The 20881-nt window shown below is 50.7% G+C and carries 18 protein-coding genes and 4 tRNA genes; 4 read left to right on the forward strand and 18 right to left on the reverse strand.

Annotated elements, in window-relative coordinates; all coding sequences use genetic code 11:
- Positions 1-184: 184 nt before the first annotated feature.
- Genes hemC through hemY form a run of 4 tightly spaced genes read left to right on the forward strand, consistent with a single transcriptional unit; the run spans position 185 to position 4246 of the window.
- Positions 185-1126, forward strand: a complete 942-nt coding sequence (gene hemC / locus ACMV8I_RS16720) for a hydroxymethylbilane synthase (protein WP_498866337.1) — start codon at positions 185-187, stop codon at positions 1124-1126.
- Positions 1123-1863: a uroporphyrinogen-III synthase gene (gene hemD, locus ACMV8I_RS16725; protein ID WP_498866338.1), complete on the forward strand. Its 741-nt coding sequence runs from the start codon at positions 1123-1125 to the stop codon at positions 1861-1863. The genes hemC and hemD overlap by 4 nt, the downstream gene beginning before the upstream one ends.
- A gap of 22 nt (positions 1864-1885) precedes the next feature.
- Complete coding sequence (gene hemX, locus ACMV8I_RS16730; RefSeq protein ID WP_498866339.1) at positions 1886-3046, forward strand: uroporphyrinogen-III C-methyltransferase; 1161 nt, start codon at positions 1886-1888, stop codon at positions 3044-3046.
- Positions 3047-3049: 3 nt separating this feature from the next.
- Positions 3050-4246 carry a protoheme IX biogenesis protein HemY gene (gene hemY / locus ACMV8I_RS16735; protein ID WP_498866340.1) on the forward strand — a complete coding sequence of 399 codons (1197 nt, stop codon included), beginning with the start codon at positions 3050-3052 and terminating at the stop codon, positions 4244-4246.
- A 151-nt stretch (positions 4247-4397) separates the two neighbouring features.
- On the opposite strand, the gene ACMV8I_RS16740 is transcribed toward hemY, so the two are convergent.
- The 18 genes from ACMV8I_RS16740 to rho form a co-directional block, all read right to left on the reverse strand.
- Entirely contained in the window at positions 4398-4877 is a 480-nt protein-coding gene (locus ACMV8I_RS16740; RefSeq protein WP_498866341.1) for an Hcp family type VI secretion system effector, read from the reverse strand.
- 227 nt (positions 4878-5104) lie between these two features.
- Positions 5105-5434 carry a hypothetical protein gene (locus ACMV8I_RS16745; RefSeq protein WP_498866342.1) on the reverse strand — a complete coding sequence of 110 codons (330 nt, stop codon included), beginning with the start codon at positions 5432-5434 and terminating at the stop codon, positions 5105-5107.
- Between the two features lie 235 nt (positions 5435-5669).
- Complete coding sequence (locus ACMV8I_RS16750; RefSeq protein ID WP_498866343.1) at positions 5670-6359, reverse strand: hypothetical protein; 690 nt, start codon at positions 6357-6359, stop codon at positions 5670-5672.
- Between the two features lie 872 nt (positions 6360-7231).
- Positions 7232-7308: transfer RNA gene (locus ACMV8I_RS16755), tRNA-Pro, on the reverse strand.
- A gap of 59 nt (positions 7309-7367) precedes the next feature.
- A tRNA-Leu gene (locus ACMV8I_RS16760) sits at positions 7368-7453 on the reverse strand.
- 31 nt (positions 7454-7484) lie between these two features.
- Positions 7485-7560: transfer RNA gene (locus tag ACMV8I_RS16765), tRNA-His, on the reverse strand.
- Positions 7561-7632: 72 nt separating this feature from the next.
- Positions 7633-7709: transfer RNA gene (locus tag ACMV8I_RS16770), tRNA-Arg, on the reverse strand.
- A gap of 321 nt (positions 7710-8030) precedes the next feature.
- Positions 8031-8771 (reverse strand): lipopolysaccharide N-acetylmannosaminouronosyltransferase, encoded by a 741-nt coding sequence (gene wecG / locus ACMV8I_RS16775; protein WP_498866344.1) that lies wholly within the window; start codon positions 8769-8771, stop codon positions 8031-8033.
- A complete protein-coding gene (gene wzyE, locus ACMV8I_RS16780; RefSeq protein ID WP_498866345.1) occupies positions 8768-10156 on the reverse strand; it encodes an ECA oligosaccharide polymerase in 1389 nt (462 codons plus the stop codon). The genes wecG and wzyE overlap by 4 nt, the downstream gene beginning before the upstream one ends.
- A complete protein-coding gene (locus ACMV8I_RS16785) occupies positions 10153-11238 on the reverse strand; it encodes a TDP-N-acetylfucosamine:lipid II N-acetylfucosaminyltransferase (RefSeq protein WP_498866346.1) in 1086 nt (361 codons plus the stop codon). The genes wzyE and ACMV8I_RS16785 overlap by 4 nt, the downstream gene beginning before the upstream one ends.
- Positions 11235-12485 carry a lipid III flippase WzxE gene (gene wzxE, locus ACMV8I_RS16790; RefSeq protein ID WP_498866347.1) on the reverse strand — a complete coding sequence of 417 codons (1251 nt, stop codon included), beginning with the start codon at positions 12483-12485 and terminating at the stop codon, positions 11235-11237. The genes ACMV8I_RS16785 and wzxE overlap by 4 nt, the downstream gene beginning before the upstream one ends.
- 1 nt (position 12486) lies before the next feature.
- Entirely contained in the window at positions 12487-13617 is a 1131-nt protein-coding gene (gene rffA, locus ACMV8I_RS16795) for a dTDP-4-amino-4,6-dideoxygalactose transaminase (RefSeq protein ID WP_498866348.1), read from the reverse strand.
- Positions 13618-13621: 4 nt separating this feature from the next.
- Positions 13622-14320 (reverse strand): dTDP-4-amino-4,6-dideoxy-D-galactose acyltransferase, encoded by a 699-nt coding sequence (gene rffC / locus ACMV8I_RS16800; RefSeq protein WP_498866349.1) that lies wholly within the window; start codon positions 14318-14320, stop codon positions 13622-13624.
- A gap of 19 nt (positions 14321-14339) precedes the next feature.
- Positions 14340-15602, reverse strand: a complete 1263-nt coding sequence (gene wecC, locus ACMV8I_RS16805; RefSeq protein ID WP_498866350.1) for a UDP-N-acetyl-D-mannosamine dehydrogenase — start codon at positions 15600-15602, stop codon at positions 14340-14342.
- Positions 15599-16729: a non-hydrolyzing UDP-N-acetylglucosamine 2-epimerase gene (wecB, locus tag ACMV8I_RS16810; protein ID WP_498866351.1), complete on the reverse strand. Its 1131-nt coding sequence runs from the start codon at positions 16727-16729 to the stop codon at positions 15599-15601. Before wecB ends, wecC begins: the two co-directional genes overlap by 4 nt.
- Positions 16730-16805: 76 nt before the next feature.
- Positions 16806-17867 (reverse strand): ECA polysaccharide chain length modulation protein, encoded by a 1062-nt coding sequence (wzzE, locus tag ACMV8I_RS16815; RefSeq protein WP_498866352.1) that lies wholly within the window; start codon positions 17865-17867, stop codon positions 16806-16808.
- A 40-nt stretch (positions 17868-17907) separates the two neighbouring features.
- Positions 17908-18987 (reverse strand): UDP-N-acetylglucosamine--undecaprenyl-phosphate N-acetylglucosaminephosphotransferase, encoded by a 1080-nt coding sequence (gene wecA, locus ACMV8I_RS16820; protein ID WP_498866353.1) that lies wholly within the window; start codon positions 18985-18987, stop codon positions 17908-17910.
- A gap of 281 nt (positions 18988-19268) precedes the next feature.
- The gene (rho, locus tag ACMV8I_RS16825; protein ID WP_498866354.1) at positions 19269-20528 is read right to left on the reverse strand and encodes a transcription termination factor Rho; all 1260 of its coding nucleotides are present in this window, start codon (positions 20526-20528) and stop codon (positions 19269-19271) included.
- Positions 20529-20881 lie beyond the last annotated feature (353 nt).

The raw sequence follows: 20881 nt of genomic DNA on the forward strand, positions 1-20881 counted from the left end.
AGGAAGTAACGCACCACAATTATCCTTCCGCAACTTTACATTTTACTTCCCGATCACGCACTGAGCACGGATGTAGCACATTCCTTTTGCGCCCATTTCCCGCCTTTGACTATGGCTTCTTACGCTGACAGCTTTCCTATGTCGGTGGTAGGATGGTCAGTGAATCAGTAAAATGGTAATAAGCATGTTAGACAAAATCATTCGAATTGCTACCCGGCAGAGCCCTCTGGCTTTGTGGCAGGCACAATATGTTCAAACCCAATTAATGGCGTTTCACCCCGGTTTACAGGTTAAACTGGTGCCAATGGTCACACGTGGTGACATCATTTTGGATACCCCTCTGGCAAAAGTCGGTGGCAAAGGTCTGTTCGTTAAAGAACTCGAACTGGCGATGCAGGATGGTCGCGCGGATATCGCCGTGCACTCAATGAAAGATGTACCGGTAGAATTCCCTGAAGGGTTGGGTCTGGTGACAATTTGTGAACGCGACGATCCGCGTGATGCTTTCGTTTCTAACCATTTCGCCAATCTCGCCGCCTTGCCTGCTGGCAGTATCGTAGGCACCTCAAGCTTGCGTCGCCAGTGCCAGTTGCGTGAACAGCGCCCCGACCTGGTGATCCGCGATTTACGCGGCAACGTCGGGACCCGCCTAGGCAAACTGGACAACGGTGATTACGATGCCATTATTTTGGCAGTTGCCGGTCTGAAGCGTCTGGGCCTGCAAGATCGAATCCGCGTTGCGCTGTCGCCGGAAGAGTGTCTCCCCGCCGTTGGCCAGGGTGCAGTCGGCATTGAATGCCGCCTTGACGATCACCGCACCCGCGAATTACTGGCGCCTTTAGCTCACCGTGAAACTACCCTGCGCGTATTAGCGGAGCGGGCGATGAATATGCGACTTGAAGGGGGTTGCCAGGTGCCGATTGGCAGCTATGCTGAGGTGGATGGCGATCAAATCTGGTTACGCGCCCTGGTTGGCGCACCGGATGGCAGCCAGATGGTGCGCGGCGAGCGTCGTGGCAATACCACCGATGCAGAACGTCTGGGCGTTGATTTGGCCGAAGAGTTACTGGCTAACGGCGCACGTGAGATCTTGTACAAGGTTTATCAGGGAAATCTTCCACGATGACCATATTGGTAACCCGCCCTTCTCCTTTCGGAGAACAGCTTGTCAGCCGCTTGCGCACGCTTGGTCGGGTTGCCTATCACTCCCCACTGATTGATTTTGCACCCGGCAACGGGCTCGCAGCATTGCCGAACCTGCTATCCTCATTAAGTCAGCAGGATCTGGTGTTCATTCTTTCTCAGCACGCAGTGAAATACGCTGATCGGGCGTTGCAGCAATCACGCCAGAGCTGGCCTGAAAACCTGGATTACTACGCGATTGGCCGCACGACGGGCCTGTTGTTTCATCGTATGAGTCACCTTCCTGTGGTCTACCCACATGATGGTGAAACCAGCGAAACCTTGCTACAACTGCCTGATTTACAAAATCTCACAGGCAAAAAAGCGCTGATCCTGCGCGGCAATGGCGGCAGGGAACTGCTGGCCGAAACGCTTCGCCAACGTGGGGTTGAGGTCATCTATTGCGAATGTTACCAACGCAGCCCGATTTTCTATGACGGCAGTGAACAAAGCTCAAGTTGGCAGCGCGCAGGCATTTCGACCCTGGTCGTCACCAGCGGCGAGATGCTACAACTGCTTTATACGTTAGTTCCTGAGTACTATCGTGATACCTGGTTACTGGGTTGTAACCTTGTAGTAGTCAGTGAACGCTTAGCCACCCTCGCCCGCCAATTAGGCTGGAGCAAGATCCGGGTTGCTGAGAACGCAGATAATGATGCGCTGATCCGCGCATTAAAATAACCTGACTAAGGGAAGTGCCAAAATGACGGAACAAAAAAAACCTTCCGCACAAGATGATGTGATCATCCCTGCGGTTGAGAGCCCCCAGCAGCCAGACGTTGACTCACGTGACAAACAGCAACAAGACCCGTTGGACACCTTACGTAAAAAACAGCGTACTGCTCCGGTTCTCGGGGCGATTGCAATTGTGCTGGTGATTGCGCTGGGCGTTGGCCTTTATTATCACGGGCACCAGCAGGCGCTGGGGCAAACGGCCGCTGTCGACGAACTACAAGACCAGCTTGTTGCCCTGCAAAAAAGTCAGCAGCAGGACAAACAGCAAATTAACGCCCTGCTCGGTGAGCAAGACAAATCACAGCAGGCCAGCGAGCGCCAGCAGGCTTCGTTTAGCCGTCAGTTGAATGAATTGCAGGACAAGGTTGCCAGCATTTCTGGCAGCGATGCCAAAACCTGGATGCTGGCTCAGGCCGATTTCCTGGTAAAACTGGCGGGACGTAAACTGTGGAGCGATCAGGATGTCACCACCGCCGCCGCGCTGCTGAAAAGCGCCGACGCCAGCCTGGCTGACATGAATGACCCGAGCCTGATTGATGTGCGCCGTGCGATCAATGAGGACGTCGCCAGCCTCTCCGCCGTGACGCAGGTCGATTTCGACGGCATTATCCTGAAAGTAAATCAGCTGTCTAATCAAGTCGATAACCTGCGTCTGGCCGACAATGATAGCGATGAAGCTCCCATGGACGACGATGGCACCAGCGTGTCAGGATCGCTCGCAGAATGGCGGCAAAACCTGACTAAGAGCTGGCATAACTTTATGTCAGAGTTCATCACTGTACGTCGCCGCGATAGCAGCGTCGAACCTTTGCTGGCACCCAATCAGGACGTTTATCTGCGTGAAAACATTCGTTCTCGCCTGCTGATCGCCGCGCAGGCAGTGCCTCGTCATCAGGATGAAATCTACAAACAATCTCTCGAGTCGGTATCGACCTGGGTTCGCGCCTATTTCGATACCAGCGACCCGTCGACCAAAGCCTTCCTGGAAGAGGTCGATAATCTCAGCCAGCAGTCTATTTCGATGGACGTCCCCGATCAGCTGAAAAGCCAGCCGATGCTGGAGAAATTGATGCAATCTCGGGTGCGTAATCTGCTTCAACAGCCCGCTGCCGCTGCTCAGGGGGAATAACGCATGCTAAAGATTTTCGTGTTATTCATTCTCATCATTGCCGGGATTGTCGTCGGGCCGATGATAGCCGGACATCAGGGCTATGTACTGATCCAGACGGACAATTACAACGTCGAAACCAGCGTCACTGGTTTAGTGATTATGTTTGTGGTGCTGATGCTGGTCCTGTTCTTCATCGAGTGGCTGTTACGCCGTGTCTTGCGCACTGGTGCGCGCACGCGTGGGTGGTTTGCGGGTCGTAAAAGCTCCAAAGCACGAAAACAGACCCATGCAGCAATGCTGAAACTGGCTGAAGGCGACCATCGCCAGATGGAAAAATTGTTGGCGCGTAATGCTGACCACGCCGAGCAACCGGTGGTGAACTACCTGATGGCGGCTGAAGCAGCACAGCAACGTGGCGATAATATGCGCACCAACCAGTATCTGGAACGCGCGGCTGAAGTGGCCGATACTGATCAGATGCCTGTGGATATCACGCGTGTGCGTATCCAGTTGGCGCAGGGAGAAGTTCATGCCGCGCGCCATGGCGTTGACCGACTGATTGGTCAGTCGCCGCGTCATCCGGAGATCCTGCGTCTGGCCGAACAGGCCTATTTACGCACCGGTGCGTACGGCTCATTACTGGAGATCCTGCCCTCAATGTCCAAAGCCGGTATTCATGACGACGAAGAGCTTCGTGCGCTGCAAGAACAAGCGTACATCGGCATGATGAATCAGATGATGGCGGAGGAAGGCAGTGAAGGCCTGAAACGTTGGTGGAAAGACCAGAACCGTAAAACCCGCCATGAAGTGGCCCTGCAGGTCGCGATGGCTGCGCATCTGATTGAATGTAATGATCAGGATCTGGCACAGGAAGTGATTCTTGACGGACTAAAGCGCCAGTACGATGAACGCCTGATCGCCATGATGCCGAAGCTACGTTCGGGCAATCCTGAACAGCTCGAGAAAACCGTACGTCAGATCATCAAACAAAATGGCGCTACGCCGCTGCTGAACAGCACGCTGGGGCAGTTGCTGATGAAGCATGGCGAATGGTTGCAGGCCTCGGAGGCTTTCCATGAAGCGCTTAAGCAGCGCCCTGACGCTTATGATTATGCATGGCTGGCGGATGCGCTCGATAAGCTACGCAAGCCCGCAGAAGCCGCCGATATGCGTCATAAAGGGTTGATGCTGACCCTGAATAATTCACAAGAACAGTAAGTTTATGCTCACCGGCTAAAGGCCTCCTTCGGGAGCCTTTAGCTTTGGCTCTACACAGGGGCCGGTGAATACTTTCAACAAGTTAACCCACACTACAGGTTTGCATTACCCTTTAACGGATTAAAGGTTATGGCATCTTGCAGGATGGTTATCAGGCAGTGCAACGATCATTCCACGAATCACGATAGATAACGTTACCATCCGTGTACTTCCATGTGATCGCCTCATAACGTAATTCAAGCGTCTCCAGGTGAGTACTGCTCATGCCTGTAGGCGAAAGATAAGGCGAAATTGCCGTGAGTTTGACGTTTTCCAGGATGATATTGAAATACTCAACTTCGATGCCAGCATCCAAAATGCGGTACATTTTGATCGTTGCTTTTTTTAGAGGACGACCTTCGCATACTGCGCGATATAGAAGCGGTGTGGTTTGATCGAATTCTTTCACGATCACTATCGGGCTGTGAACTCGCGTCCCAGTGAGCTTGCCCCACTGTGGATCAACGGGAATACTGACGCCGTGGGAAAATGATTTTAATTCGATGGAGCCTAAACGCATCGGCATTAAACAAGCGCCAACAATTGGCGAACCATTTTCATCTTCAAACCATACGTGCGCGGGAGTAGACATATAATTTCCTTATCAAATGTTTAAGTAGTGGTGATTGCCGGCAAATTACCATTTCACGTAACGAGAAAATATAAACACAATAAATATGGCGAATACACCGACAGGCCAAATTGGGCCATCAAGGAAAAAATGGAAGAGGCCGATTGCAAACAGAAGTATTAGCAATCCTGGGGCGTATATCGAACATAAGAATTTAAATTGCCAGAGTAAGAATCTTTTAAGAAACCTCATGGTTCCCTAATCATCCTTTTAATGATCTCCGCGATGCCTGAGTCTGATGCTTCTTGTGCTTTGAACGCACCGGCCCGTTTAAACGTCGGTTCTATCAGAAAATACATCATTTCCAGTCCTTGAGCATACAGTGCAGCATAATAGGCGGGATAAGCAATTCGCAAGTGTTGGGCGCTATCAGCCGCTTTTTGAACAACAGCATACATAGTCACTACCCCCGCCACTGTGCCAGCAGTGCGGCCTGTCAGGGCGCTTATTTCAAGGCTGAGATTCATGCCGAGACTAACAGCGGTGGCGACTGCTAAAGAGTGCGCGGGAGTCGACATAAAATTTCCTTATTAAATGTTTAAGTAGTGGTGATTGCCGGCAAATTACCATTTCACGTAACGATAAAAAACAATTATCACGAATATGAAGAATGCGGGGATAAGCCAGATTGGACTATCTGGGAATAAAAAACCCTGCACTAATGCGGATATGATGGTTAGTACCGTAGGGCCATAATACGAAACCAATGACCTGAATATCCGCCTAAAAAATCTTTTTATAAGATTCGTCATGTTATCTAATCATCTTGGTGATGATGTCCGCAATACCGCCATCTGATGTTGATTGCTTAAACGCACCTGCTCGTTCAAACAATGATTCTACTAGGAAAAACATCATTTCCAGCTCTTGAGCATACAGCGCGGCGTAATAGGCCGGATAGGTATAATAAAGACGGTGGGCGCTATCGGCTGCCTTCTGGACAATGCCATATGTGCCAACTCCAGCTAAAAAACCCGCAGTCCTGCCCCCAATTAAGGCGCTCATATTAAGGCTTAGATTCATACCAACAGCAACGACAGAGGCGACCGCTAAAGCGAATCCCGCTGTGGTGAGATAACTGGCGGCAATGTGAATATTCACCGCCATTAGCATTTTTTTGATACGTTCTAATTGTGCTGATGTTTTGTATTTAAATATTTCTTCGAAATAGATTTTAAGCATGTCAAAGACAACGCCGCCATGTCGAAGAAGATGGATAACTGCATTTCGGAATCGAATATCTTCAGTCTTTTGCTGCTGGCAGACGTCCTGATAGTCGTCAGTAAAACACGATGTGTAATAGGTCAAGCGTTGAGCGCCCGCACCCAATGTTTTAAGTTGATCGGCTACCTGTCTTCTGACAGCAGTTAAAGCATGATCGAGTTTGAGTGCGAGAATTCTATTGGCTTGTAAATAACTGATGACTTGATCGTTATAGTACATACCCGCTCCTTGGCAATACCCCTTAAGTCCGTGTGGAAAGTGTAAGCGTTCAATCGTAGTGAGTAAATGCGCATTTATGCTGCGTGCTTTCGCTTTTTTTTAAATAAAGTATTCATTACCGCACCACAGTTGTATTGGCGCGCTTCTCAATGTGATCTCCTCTCTGATTTATCCTGACATCGATATTGGGAAGGGATCCGAGTGCGCAAGGGAAGCCGTAAGCCAATGCATCTGGCACTTGAAGGATGACGGATATTTGCAAAAAAAAACACTTGCCGGTCAGCAAGTGTTAAAAACAATCAGGTCATGGACAACAGGGGGAGTGCCTCACTCAACGTTTTGCCTGCTGGTTGATAAAGGCCTGATGAGAGGCGCTTATCGGTCAGATAGACAATAGGCACTATAAATTGGCTCTGCATCATTCCCAGGTTTATGAAGCCGTCAGGCAAACATAAGAGGTGGAATGAGCATCTACATATTAGATATAGCAGGACTCGTGCCACATCAGGCTGTATTTTTGGTCTCGCAAAATAATAAATTCATCTTATTGATTTTAATGCTTTAAATTTTTTATTTAGACGGGGGAATTTGGATTTTTCAAAACGGCGCAGAGCGGAAAACCAACTTAACACCAATTAGTGTCGCTGCTCAGCGACAATCAAAGCAAGAGGCCGATAAACCCTTATTTTTCATATGACTGAATGTCACCCTGCAACGACAAGAGCCTACGGCAGTGTCGCTATTATTGAGCAGCAGAAAAAGGAGACGAAAAACGTGGTCTCGCTGCGCTCGGCTCAAACCTCCTGCGGAGGTTCTCATCCTCACAAACGATAGGCGAAAAAAAACCTGCTTCAAAAGCAGGCTTTTCAAATTGGTCGGCGAGAGAGGATTCGAACCTCCGACCCACTGGTCCCAAACCAGTTGCGCTACCAAGCTGCGCTACTCGCCGATGTCGTGCATATTACTATTTTTTGATACTAACTGCATCATTTAAATGCATTTTGTGTGTGGTGCGAAGGGAGGGACTCGAACCCTCACATCCAAAGGACACTAACACCTGAAGCTAGCGCGTCTACCAATTCCGCCACCATCGCATGTCACGTTCACAAAATCATTTAAAAAATTTGGGGTGGCTAATGGGGCTCGAACCCACGACAACTGGAATCACAATCCAGGGCTCTACCAACTGAGCTATAGCCACCATTTCAAACTCTTCTACATCGTGGGATGCTTAACTTCAAACATCACCACCGCAACTCTAGCGCAAACTTAATGGTGCGCCCGACAGGATTCGAACCTGAGACCTCTGCCTCCGGAGGGCAGCGCTCTATCCAGCTGAGCTACGGGCGCTTAGCGCCGTTGCGGATGAGGATACTACGGTTTCCATACCACCCTGTCTAGTGCTTTTTATTGGAAAAGTTTCGTTTGACTGCTCTTTGTCCAATACGCGCTAAAAATAGGCGACTTACTCTCACTACCCATGACTAACGACGTTATTTTGTCTGTTCAGCCGTCAATGACGAGCACATGCTCATCCCCAGCGGGGAGTATATCAGGCGGTTCGCTGCGATGAAAACCCTGCCTATCAGCAAATAAATCCTCGTATCGGGATTAATTGCCACTTCCATCCGCTCTGCTGCCCTAATTTAGATACCATGACCGCAGGGGCGTTTAGAGGCGGCCAGAGTAGTGGTAACGAAGATATTTAAGCAGTTTAATCTGACGACCGAGGCGACTGGGCTGGCGGATTAAACGATAGAGCCACTCAAGCCCCAGCTTTTGCCAGATTTTCGGTGCGCGCTTCACATGACCGGTAAACACGTCGTAGGTACCACCGATACCCATGTATAAGGCATCAGGATGCACGGCACGGCAGTCGTACATGAGAACCTCCTGTTTAGGTGATCCCATCGCGACGGTGACAATGGCAGCATGACTGGCTTTAACACGCTCAAACAGTGAATCACGCTGCTGTGGGTCCAAATAACCGTTCTGGCTGCCAACAATGTTTACATTCCACTGCGCGCGCAGTTTGGCTTCAGTTTGCTCCAGCACATCAGGTTTACCGCCAATCAGAAAGACGGGCGTCCCTTCCTGCCCCGCACGCTGCATCATCCCTTCCCATAAATCCGCCCCAGGAATACGCGACACCTCGGCCTGCGGGTATTTACGACGTATAGAACGCACAACGCTTATGCCATCGGCGTATTTGTACTCTGCGCGACCAATAAGCCCGGCAATTTCCGGCTGGCTTTCCATAGCCAACACTTTTTCAGCATTGATAGCCACCAGCGCACCGGTCTTCACCCGGTGGCAGGCAAACAGATAGTCAAGGAACTGATCCATGTCGCGAAAGCCCCACAGATCAATACCACGGATTGAATAAATTGGAATGTTATTATCTAAATTCATGAGTGTTCATCCAACGACGGATGCGTCGTTGGGATCCCTTCGGTATTGATAATGTTAACAATGCGATATGGCCGCGGGTTGATCAGACCTACTGCGTCAAAAAACCAGTACAGAAGTTTTGCTATGGCCAGACACGCGCCAAAAATCAGGCAGAAGAAAACTACGCGCGAGAAAAAAGAATCCAGGCCTTCCCGTGCAAGCACAATCATATTAAAGACCGCGCCAAAACAAAAACTTTGCAAAATTGCTGCTTTGTAACGATTTTTCTCCGCTTTTCCAAGTTCATACAGCCAGTCGAACCATTTGATGATCAAACCAACCGCCACCGCTCCCAAAGGAATAAACCACACCCCGCCCATCACCACCAGCGAGCCGATGAGGGTCGGAGAGATGGCCAGCCCGGAATGATTATTGAGTACTTCCCAGGTAAAGTAGTTGGCGGAATTGAGCACCACGCTGGGCCTGCCCGGCCACAACCAACTCGGAATAAAGACATAGAAGTCGCGGATAATTGGAGCAAGTCCCTGAAAGCTGATTTTGTCGTAATTCTGTAGCAACAGGCCCAGATTCTCCCACGGCGAGAAAGTGTCGCGGGTAAGGTAGAGAAAAGTATAGAACGCCTCCGGCCCGTTGACGTTCATCCCATAGCGCTTAAGGGCCAGCCAGAACATACCCATAATCGCCATAACGCTCGCCACGACCAGCATCCACAGCGATATCCAGCCACGCACAATGCCGATAAACAGAAATAGCGCAAAAGCGATGATGATATTGGCACGAGTGCCGCCGACGATCACATAAGTCAGCAGGCCAAAAGCTACCGTGCTCAGGAGAAAAAACAGCCAGCTACGGCTGTTCTGCCGCAAAAAATAGACCACCAACATGGCAGGAATGAAGAAGTAGAAGAAACGTTTGAGCGCCACACCGGAGACATCGCTGGAAAAGATCTGGCTGTACGACTTGAGTTTGAACAACAGCAAACCGTTATGCAGAAAGAAAATTGACACGGTCACGATGGCAACGAGTGCCAGCAGCATCCACGTCAGGTGGGTTTCCACCCTGTTCATGGTAAAAAGCGCGGCTCTTGGCGTCGCTGAGGGTACTTTAAGTCGAGTCTTATAACTTACATAGTAAATGCCGTAGAAACAGGTAGCGGCTAGCATCGCCTGCAGGAGGTACTCCACCGGAACCACCTGCACGTCAAAACGAAACACCAGCAGACAGGTCAGCGGGAAACCGAAGTAGAACGTCAGCAGATACAGCATGGAAAAGAATACGTTGAAGTTAAAACGGACGCGGCGAAATTCTTTGTAGGTCAGCGTCAAAATGAATATCAGCGAAAAGGCGTAGACCACGCAAAGACCGCCGAACTGCGCCAGCGTCATGATGACGCCCCTGCTGCCAGATTCAGCGCCTGATGCCATCCGGCAATATAGTTTGGATTAAAGAACGCGATGTTTTGGCGATCGGTAGTCAGTAACTGACGGCGCGCTTCGGCAACGGTCGCATTATCTAGCTGATCACCGTAAAAAAGCACGGGCAGATGCTGCTCGGCTAAATCCTGCCAGAACGGGTTCTTGCGGCTCACCACAAAAGGCACGCCAAACTGAATGAGCAGACACAAGGTGCCGATACCTTGCTGTCGATCAAAAATAAAATAACCCAGCGAACAGCGGCGTAGCATCTTGAGGTACTCATCAAAGGCCATCGCCTCTGCCAGTAACTCAACATTCTCGGCAGGAAAGAGCTTCAGGGCCTCAGCGCGGATTTGCTCAATATAAGGCTGATTATTGTCCGGATAGCCCAGCGGAATAATCACCCGAATATCCGCACCAAACTGCTGATACAGCGCATTCAATGCTTCGAGATGCCGGTTGCTGACATCCCCGGAATTGCCGACCAAAACGGTCATCAGCCCACGGCTTTCCGCCTGACTGTCTAACTGAGTCAGGGCCGGATCCATACGCGTCGGAAAGTAGAGTAGCGAAGAAGCCACCCGCGGATGGCGCTGATGATAATGAATCAGATCGCCGCGCGTACCAAATACATGACCGACACGCCCCTGGGCAATGCGCCGCAATAGATAAAACAGACGAAACTTCAGGCTTCCGGATGCTTCATACAAATCAGCACCCCACATATGCCAGCATACCTGCCTCGCTTTGATCTTGCCGCCGAGTAATGCCAGCCACAGGGTTGGGTTAAATTGCCCGTGCAGGAAGAAATGATGGCTGCGGTTCTGCTGTGCGTTAGCGATCACTGCTTGTGCCAAACTTTTTTTATCTGGGTAGATATCAAGCTGCAGGCGCGTCAATCCGGCAAACGCGGCACTGTCCGCTGCGGCCACCATGAAATTGCGGATTTGTTCCTGCGGCGCGCACTCTGCCAGCACGTCATTGAAGAAGCGCAGCACGGTGAGATTATGGTGCGGGATATCAGATCCCAATACGTGAATCAGCGTTGTCATGCTCGCCTACGATAGATAACAAAAATGACGCTGCACAGGGTGAAATAGACGATGTAGGTCGCCATGTAGGCCTGCGCTGCCCCCAAAGAGCCGTGTAACGGGATCAGCCAGTGTGAAAAACCGGTCAGGAGTAAAAACTGGCTGATTTCGGTCAGCACATAAAAGCGCAGCGACGCTTTGGCAATCACCAGATACCCAAAAACATAAGATCCGACTTTGAGGACGTCGCCGACCAGTTGCCAGGCAAAGAGATCGCGCATAGCGGTGAACTGGTGGGAAAACAGCAGCCAGATGGCGAAGTCACGCAATAGCCACACCATAAAACTAGCGCAGGCGACGGCCGGGAGCACAAATTTCAGCGACTTAATGATTTCGCGCGAAATCGCCTGCTTATCCGTCAGGCGCGATAACGTCGGCAACAGATAAACACTGAACGAGGCGGTGATAAATTGCAGGTAGGCATCTGAAATGCTGCTGACGCCCTGCCAGATCCCTACATCGTCCCAGCTGTAGTACTTAGCCAGCAGATTTCGCATCATGACATACGCCACCGGCAGCGTCACCGAAGTGATGAGCGCCATAATGGTAAACTTACCCAGATGGCTGGCTATTACACTGTCCCAGCCCAGCCGCAAAAAATGCAGCGGGAAAGGCTTACGGCGCCATAACATCGCGCCTGCGGGCAGTACTACCAGCGCAGGGACCAACGCTAAACCAGCTAACGCGCCTTCATAGCCGCCCAGTTTGAAGCAGAGAAAATAAGCCAGCAACCCAATCAGGCTACCGCCAATCACCGCCAGCGCATTGCCTCTGGCATCGCGATAGCCTTTGAGGATAGCCTGAAAATAGTTGGCGTAGGCGATACCCATTTGAATCAACGCGACCGCACGGATCAATGGCTGGTCGTCGATATGACCAAAAAGGCCGACGCTTATTGGCTCCGCAGCCAACAGCAAAATCACCGCCAACAGCGTCGAGAACCCTAAAATCAAGCTGGATGCCGTGCCCAGAACGGCTTTTAAGCGTGCCGGATCCTGATGATGCTCGGCGACGTATTTAGTCACACCATTGAATATCCCGGCACCAGACAGCACGCCCAGCACGGTGACCATCTGGCGAAAGTTACCCGCCTGACCAACGCCGCTCGGGCCAAAGGCCACGGCCAGCAATTTCACCACCAGCAAGCCCGCAGCGATTTTTATCAGCGTTGAACCCGCAGTCCAGACCGAAGCTTTTGCCAGAGACATATCAGGCGAAGTATTTCAGCATGGCGGCGATAATGGTCTGATGAATCTCATCCGTCATGTTATAGAACAGCGGCAGGCGCACCAGACGTTCGCTTTCTACCGTTGTGAAACGGTCTTCACCACTGAAACGGCCAAAACTGACGCCCGCCGGACTAGTATGCAGAGGAATGTAGTGGAAAACGGTCAGAATATCGGCGGCTTTCATGTGTGCAATAAAGGCATCACGGTCTTTGATGTCATTTAGCCGGATGTAGTACATGTGAGCATTCTGCACACAGCCCTGCGGAATCGACGGCAGTGTAATACGCCCAGCCTGCGCCAGCGTTTGCAATGTCTCATTATAGGTGTGCCACAACGCCAGACGACGTTGGTTGATCTGCTCAGCGGCTTCAAGTTGGCCCCATAGATACGCAGCCTGTAAGTCTGACATCAGATAGCTGGAGCCAATATCGCGCCAGGTGTATTTATCCACCTGTCCGCGGAAAAACTGGCTGCGGTTAGTGCCTTTCTCACGAATGATTTCCGCACGATCGATCAAGGTTTTGTCATTGATCAGCGTCGCGCCGCCCTCACCACCCGAGGTGTAATTTTTGGTTTCGTGGAAACTAAAACAGCCGATGTGGCCGATGGTGCCGAGCGCTTTTCCTTTATACGTCGACATCACACCCTGCGCCGCGTCTTCCACCACAAACAGTTTGTACTGCTGTGCCAGCTGCATGATGCGGTCCATTTCACAGGCCACGCCTGCGTAGTGTACCGGCACTATTACGCGGGTTTTGTCAGTGATCGCCGCTTCGATGAGCGTCTCATTGATGTTCATGGTGTCGGGGCGCACATCGACAAACACGATTTTTGCGCCACGCAGTACAAAAGCATTGGCAGTCGAGACGAAGGTGAAACTTGGCATGATCACTTCATCGCCTTCTTTGATGTCGAGCAACAGCGCGGCCATCTCTAAAGACGCAGTACAGGAGGGCGTCAACAACACTTTTGCACTGCCAAAACGCTGTTCGAACCACTGCTGGCAACGCAGACCAAAGCCGCCGTCGCCACACATTTTTCCGCTGCTCATCGCTGAGTGCATATAGTCGACTTCGGTGCCGACAATCGGAGGCGCGTTAAAAGGGATCATTTTTTCACCTGTACAGCCAATATGCCGCGTGGGAAATTTTTCCCCCGCTGGCGAGATAAAGATTCAGGGCGGCAAGGTTGCCGGTTTGTGTCGCAACATGTAACCGGGAAATGCCGCTTTCTGCGCACCACTGTTGTGCTGCCGCCATAAGTGTTTTTCCGACGCCACTACCCTGCCATACGGGCAGGACGGCCAGCAAACCAATGCGCGCCTCACCGGATACCGTCTGGCGAATAGTCACAAAGCCGCGGGTTTCACCAGAAGGGCCTTTGTCCAGTAAACAAACATGATCAAAAGTACCCAGCACGGCCTTTTGCGCCCACAGGGTATAAAAACGTTCACTGTCCTGCAGCTGATACCAGGGAGCACGGAAACGGCTGAGACGAAAGGCCACGCTCGCCGCCGTGCTGACTTCAGCCATATCCAGTTCAGTCGCCGTATGCAGGGTACCGGACATCGATGTTAAGCTGTCCAGCGCAATGCAGAAATCAATCTCGCCTTCAACCAGCCGAAAACCCAGATTTTGCAAAGCGTCAAGCATTTGGCTGTCATCGGCATTTACTTTTACCTGCACCCGACTATAGGCAGTAAACGTCGATTCCGTCAGGACTTCAGCCGTCGGATCCACGTGCAGTTTTGCCGTGCTCAAACTGAAAAATTCACTTTCCCAGTCGAGGGGTTCGAGCCTGCCGCAGATATTCATGCCTGTCTCCAATCAGTGATTAACGCCAGACACCTTTGGTATCGATGATCCATAACTGATGAACCTGCTCCGCCGGGATCGCTTTGAAAATCTTATGATCGACGAGCATGACCAACAGATCGGCGTTTTGCAGCGCATCCTCCACCGTATGCAGGGTCACTTTACCGTCAAGTACCTCTGGAAGATGATGGACATGAGGTTCTACTGCCCAGGTTTCGCCGGCGTGCCAGTCGGCGATTAAATGGGTCACTTCAACCGCCGGGCTTTCACGCAGGTCATCAATATTGGGTTTGAATGCCAGTCCGAAACAAGCAATTTTCGCCTCAGATGCGCGTTGACCGGTCGCCGTCAGGCAATCGGCTAACGCTGATTTTACCCGGTCAACCACCCAGTACGGCTTGCTATCATTGACTTCACGCGCTGTTTTGATCAGCCGCGCCAGATCCGGGTTTTGCGCCACGATAAACCAGGGATCGACCGCGATACAGTGCCCGCCAACGCCGGGACCAGGCTGGAGAATATTGACTCGCGGATGGCGATTGGCCAGCGCGATGAGCTCCCAGACGTTGATCCCCTGCGCTTCACAAATCAGCGACAGTTCATTGGCGAAGGCGATATTGACGTCGCGGAAGCTGTTTTCGGTAAGCTTGCACATTTCAGCGGTGCGTGTGTTGGTCACCACGCATTCACCCTGCAGGAATATATTGTATAAATCACAGGCGCGCTGCGAACAGACTGCCGTCATCCCGCCAATCACCCGATCGTTTTTAACCAATTCAACCATTACTTGCCCCGGGAGCACACGCTCAGGACAGTAGGCAATATTCACATCGGCACGTTCACCTTCTTGCTGGGGAAAGCGCAGGTCAGGACGACATTCAGCCAGCCATCCAGCCATCAGTTCGGTCGTACCGACTGGCGACGTGGATTCGAGGATCACCAGATCGCCTTTTTTCAACACTGGTGCAATAGAACGTGCAGCCGACTCAACGTATTTCAAATCCGGCTGGTGATTGCCCATAAAAGGTGTCGGGACAGCAATCAGAAAAGCATCAGCGGGTTGTGGGCTAGTGAATGCCTGAAGAAAACCATCCTCAACGGCGGTTTTCACCAGCGCATCAAGATCCGGCTCCACAATATGTATGGCACCGCGATTTATTGTGTCAACAGCATGCTGGTTGATATCAACACCCACGATTTTTTTCTGCCGTGATGCAAAGGCTGCCGCAGTTGGCAGACCGATGTAACCCAGGCCAATGACAGAGATCGTTTGAAAGCTCATTGTGATACTCGTTGATTCTTTAATGCGGCAAGAATACGACGGCAAGCTTGTCCGTCGCCATAAGGATTATGCGCCCGGCTCATGCTGTGATATTCATTTTCGTCATTTAGCAGTCGGGTCACTTCTTTCACTATTTTAGCGGTATCGGTGCCAACCAGTCTGACGGTTCCGGCGCTGATCGCCTCCGGTCGCTCGGTGGCCTCTCGCATCACTAGTACCGGTTTGCCCAATGATGGCGCCTCTTCCTGAATGCCTCCTGAGTCCGTGAGGATCAGGTAGGCCTTATCCATCAGGTAGACGAATGGCAGATAGTCTTGTGGGTCGATCAAAATAATGTTGTCGATGCCGCGCAGAATACGATTTACTGGCTCGCTGACGTTGGGGTTGAGATGCACCGGATAAACGATTTGCACCTCCGGATGCTGCCGCGCAATTTCAGCCAGTGCATTGCAAATACGGTCGAAACCGCCGCCAAAGCTCTCGCGACGATGGCCGGTGACCAAAATCATTTTCTTGCTGGCGTCGATGAAGGGATAAAGGGCTGCCAGTTGTTCGGCCAGGCTTGCATCCTCTTTGACCCGATCACGTACCCATAGCAAAGCATCAATGATGGTATTGCCCGTGACGAAAATATTCTCTGCCGGGATCGCTTCGCGCAGCAAATTGTCTCGCGAGGTGTCGGTCGGTGCAAAATGCCACTTCGCCAAATGGGCGGTTAAACGGCGGTTTGCCTCCTCAGGCCATGGGGAGGAGAGGTCGCCAGTACGCAAACCGGCCTCCACATGTCCGACAGGGATCTGCTGATAAAATGCGGCAAGGCTGGCAGACAGTGTGGTGGTGGTGTCGCCATGAACCAATACAACGTCAGGCTGGAATTCCTGTAAAACAGGTTTTAATCCTTCCAGGATGCGGGTGGTTATCTCCGTAAGGTCCTGCCCTGGACGCATGATGTTGAGATCATACTCAGGTTGAATACCAAACAGATGCAATACTTGATCTAACATTTCACGATGCTGGGCCGTGACACAGACTTTTGACTCAAAGGCTTCATCCTGAGCCAAGGCGTGCACCAGCGGTGCCATTTTTATGGCTTCCGGACGGGTGCCGAATATCGTCAACACTTTCACAGTGAGTCTCTCTTGTTCAATTAGGCGCAGACACGTCCTGCTGGCCAGGCGAAATTGTTCGCCCTTATCGATTTATTTATTGGGTTATCCCACTCCGGCGACGAACCAGCGCAACGCCAGCCCCCATCAGACCGCCAACTACGCCCCACATAATCATCAGGAAGGCCCGGCGCGGGCTGTCGCGTTTTACCGGTTCTTCCGGCGTGCGCAGATAACGGTAAGTCTGAAAATGTGCGGTGAGCGTCGGCCCAACGTTCAGCGTCGATAACATGGCGCGATTTTGATCATAGTCCAGGTCAAAGTTCGGACCTGAAGCTTGTAATAACTCCAGGCGAGCCTGCAGCATCGGAGCCCCTAACAGGAACATATCCGAAGAGGGCAGTTGCTCAGCAGGCGTCTCCGTGAGGCTCTTGTTAATATTCTGCTGCTTGGCGATTTTCAGCGCCTGCTGTGTGTTGTTCGTTTGACGCTGGAAGATGGACTGCGCCACCACTTCCTGACGTTTGACCTGCGCTTTCATCGACTGAGTGCGCGCCGCCCAAGCTCCCTGCAGTTCATTATATAAATGCTGTGCAGCACGTTTGCTGGCGAAATTAACATATTCGCGCAGCAGTTTGTTCGCGTCAGCAGAATTTTCAGCAGTCAGCTTCACGCTGTCATTAGGGATTTTTAGTCCGTCACGCGCAGTAAACTGGACGTCATTAACCAGGTCATCAAGCAAGACAGCATCGCTGCGGGCATCGCCTTCTTTGCGCTTCTGGTAATAAGGGCTGCTTAACCAGAAATCACGCCGGGTATCGTATGCTCCCAGTTGCATAATAAATTCGTTATAGGCATCTTCGGAGATCGACGGCTGATCGCTCAGCGGAACAGGCGCATTACGCACATCTAAATTGCGTAAAAACTGGGCCTGAGAAAAATACGAGGCCAGATTGTTAACCGTTGGCCGGTCAGTGATCGCCGTTGAGCTCCACTCCTGCTTCATCAAATACGAAGAACCCAGCGCAATGAGGGCAAACAACAACCCAAGGCCGACAATCCAAAATTTCCCACGCCACAGTGTGCAGCACAAACCGCGGATATCCAGCTCATTATCAATACTGGCCTCAAATTTTTTGGCATTTGTCTCTGATGTCATCACAGCCAGTAAACCTCTAAACAATGAATAATAAATGGGGTTATTGAGCGCGTCGAAGGCGTCGTTTAAAACGTTTAAGCGATCGCGCTACGCGCCATGCGCGCTTGATACAATAGCCATAGAACAAGAAAGCCAACAGGAACAGTAACAACATCAACCATTCAGGGGCAAATACGAGATGTTCGCCGATCACTCCCACAGCAGCGAGCATAGCAGCAGCCAGAGTGATCAAGACAAATGCCTGACGTGAGCTGAATCCTGCTCGCATAATCAGATGATGAATGTGTTGCCGGTCAGGGGAAAAGGGGCTCATCCCCTTACGCAGACGACGGTACATGATGGCAATCATGTCCATCAGGGGAATGGCAATCAACCACAACGCGGTCACTGGCGTCATGGGATGCGTCACTCCTTGGGTGCTTTGCAGCAAGATCCAGATAACCGTAAAACCAATCAACGTACTACCTGCATCACCCATAAAGACTTTATAACGCGGGCCAAAAACCCCAAGATTGAGCAGAACGTAAGGCAGGGTGGCGGCAATCATGGCAAAGCACCAGAGCGCAAGATCCATGTGGCCACTCATGTACATCACGATCCCCATAGCGCCAAAGGTGACGCTGGATAATCCCCCAAGCAGCCCGTCAATACCATCCATCATGTTAAAGGCGTTGATGGCAGCCCACACGGCAAACAGCGTGATCGGATAGCCAAAGGGTCCAAGGATCATCTCCCAGGGGCCGATAATGTGGCCCAAGCTTTTCAGGGTCAGCCCGGCATAAACCATCATTGCAATCGCCACCAGCGCCTGCACGAAGGCGCGGATTTTAACGCTAATATCGAAGCGATCATCCAGAACGCCAACAAACACCAATAAACCAGCACAGCTCAAATAGAGCATACGATGTGCTATCTGATAATCAGTGATAAGGAAAGTGAAGCAGATCCCGGCATATACGGAAATACCGCCAACCAGCGGGATAAGCCCCTGATGACGCTTGCGGTAATTGGGTTTGTCAACCAAGCCGACTTTTTTGGCAACCTTACGGGCCAAAAACAAAAAAACAGAAGAAAACAATAAAATAACGAGGAGTTCAGTACTCATATTGAGCATGTTCACAGTCAAAAAATCTCTGCAAAAAGATAAGGCAGCTTAGCATGGCTAACGTCATAAAACCTCACAGCCTTAAAGTCATATCCTATGGAACAGTTTCGGTTTTGTATAACGCAATACCTCTACTGGGGTGTCTTCCGTGTAGCTTGCATAAGGTAGAGAAATGGCCACTAAAAAACTATCGGCGCTTATCTTAATTGCAACAATTTTCGCAAGTTGTTTTAGCGTAGCGACCAAAAGCAAAAAACGCCACGACTTAGCGTGGCGTTAGCGTTCTTTTGCACCAATTACGAGCGTTTCATCATATCGAAGAAATCGTCGTTAGTTTTAGTCATCGCAAGTTTGTTAATCAGGAATTCCATTGCATCAATTTCACCCATTGGATGGATAATTTTGCGCAGGATCCACATTTTTTGCAGCTCTTCCGAAGTAGTAAGCAGCTCTTCTTTACGCGTACCAGAACGGTTGTAATCGATCGCAGGGAAAACGCGTTTCTCAGCGATTTTACGCGCGAGATGCAGTTCCATGTTGCCGGTACCTTTGAATTCTTCGTAGATAACTTCATCCATTTTAGAACCGGTATCAACCAGCGCGGTCGCGATGATGGTCAGGCTACCGCCCTCTTCAACATTACGTGCTGCACCGAAGAAACGTTTTGGACGATGCAAAGCGTTAGCATCTACACCACCGGTCAGAACTTTACCTGACGCCGGAACCACGGTGTTATAAGCACGCGCCAAACGGGTAATGGAGTCAAGAAGAATGATGACATCCTTCTTGTGCTCAACCAGGCGTTTCGCTTTTTCGATAACCATCTCGGCTACCTGTACGTGACGGGAAGCCGGCTCATCAAAGGTTGATGCAATAACTTCACCTTTAACCAGACGTTGCATCTCGGTAACTTCTTCCGGACGCTCATCAATCAGCAGTACCATCAGTACACAATCAGGGTGGTTATACGCAATGTTGGTCGCGATGTTTTGCAACAACATGGTTTTACCCGCTTTCGGTGGTGCAACGATCAAACCACGCTGACCACGGCCAATTGGGGATGCAAGATCCAGTACGCGAGCGGTTAAATCTTCGGTAGAACCGTTGCCACGTTCCATACGCAAACGTGAGTTTGCATGTAACGGGGTTAAGTTTTCGAACAAGATTTTGTTGCGGGCGTTTTCTGGTTTGTCGTAGTTAACTTCGTTAACTTTCAACAGGGCAAAATAACGTTCACCTTCTTTTGGAGGACGGATTTTACCGGAAATAGTATCACCAGTACGGAGGTTAAAACGGCGAATTTGGCTTGGTGAAACGTAGATGTCGTCGGGGCCGGCGAGATAGGAACTGTCCCCGGAGCGGAGGAAACCAAATCCATCCTGCAATATCTCCAGTACACCATCACCGAAGATGTCTTCTCCGCTTTTTGCATGCTGCTTCAAGATTGAAAAAATAATGTCTTGCTTGCGCATACGGGCTTGGTTTTCTAGCCCCATACTTTCGCCGAGTGCAATAAGGTCAGAGACCGGCGTGTTCTTTAATTCGGTAAGATTCATAATGATGGGTTCTTAAACTCGGGGTATGTCTCGAACATCTGTCGTGAATGGGTAAGGCAGGATCATCCATGCCTGTTTGTGTAGGACACTCATTAGCAGTTTCTGAATATAGACCACATGCAGTAACACGCGAGGGCTATTCTTGAATGGGCAGACTGATCTTGAAGGTGTCTTAATGCCGATTTTGTCAAAACCGTTAGATTGTCAAAGCACAGTGCCAGTTCAACTTATTTTATCAAAGTCACTTTATAGGTCTAGGCAGATGTTTTTGACACAGAATAAAACGCAAGAATCAAACTACAGGTAAGCTCTATTTGCAGTAAGCGTAAACTTATCACGCTTCTTGACAGGCG

Origin of the sequence: Ewingella sp. S1.OA.A_B6 (genome assembly GCF_049889095.1) — a bacterium.
In the GTDB taxonomy this organism is placed as follows: Bacteria; Pseudomonadota; Gammaproteobacteria; order Enterobacterales; family Enterobacteriaceae; genus Ewingella.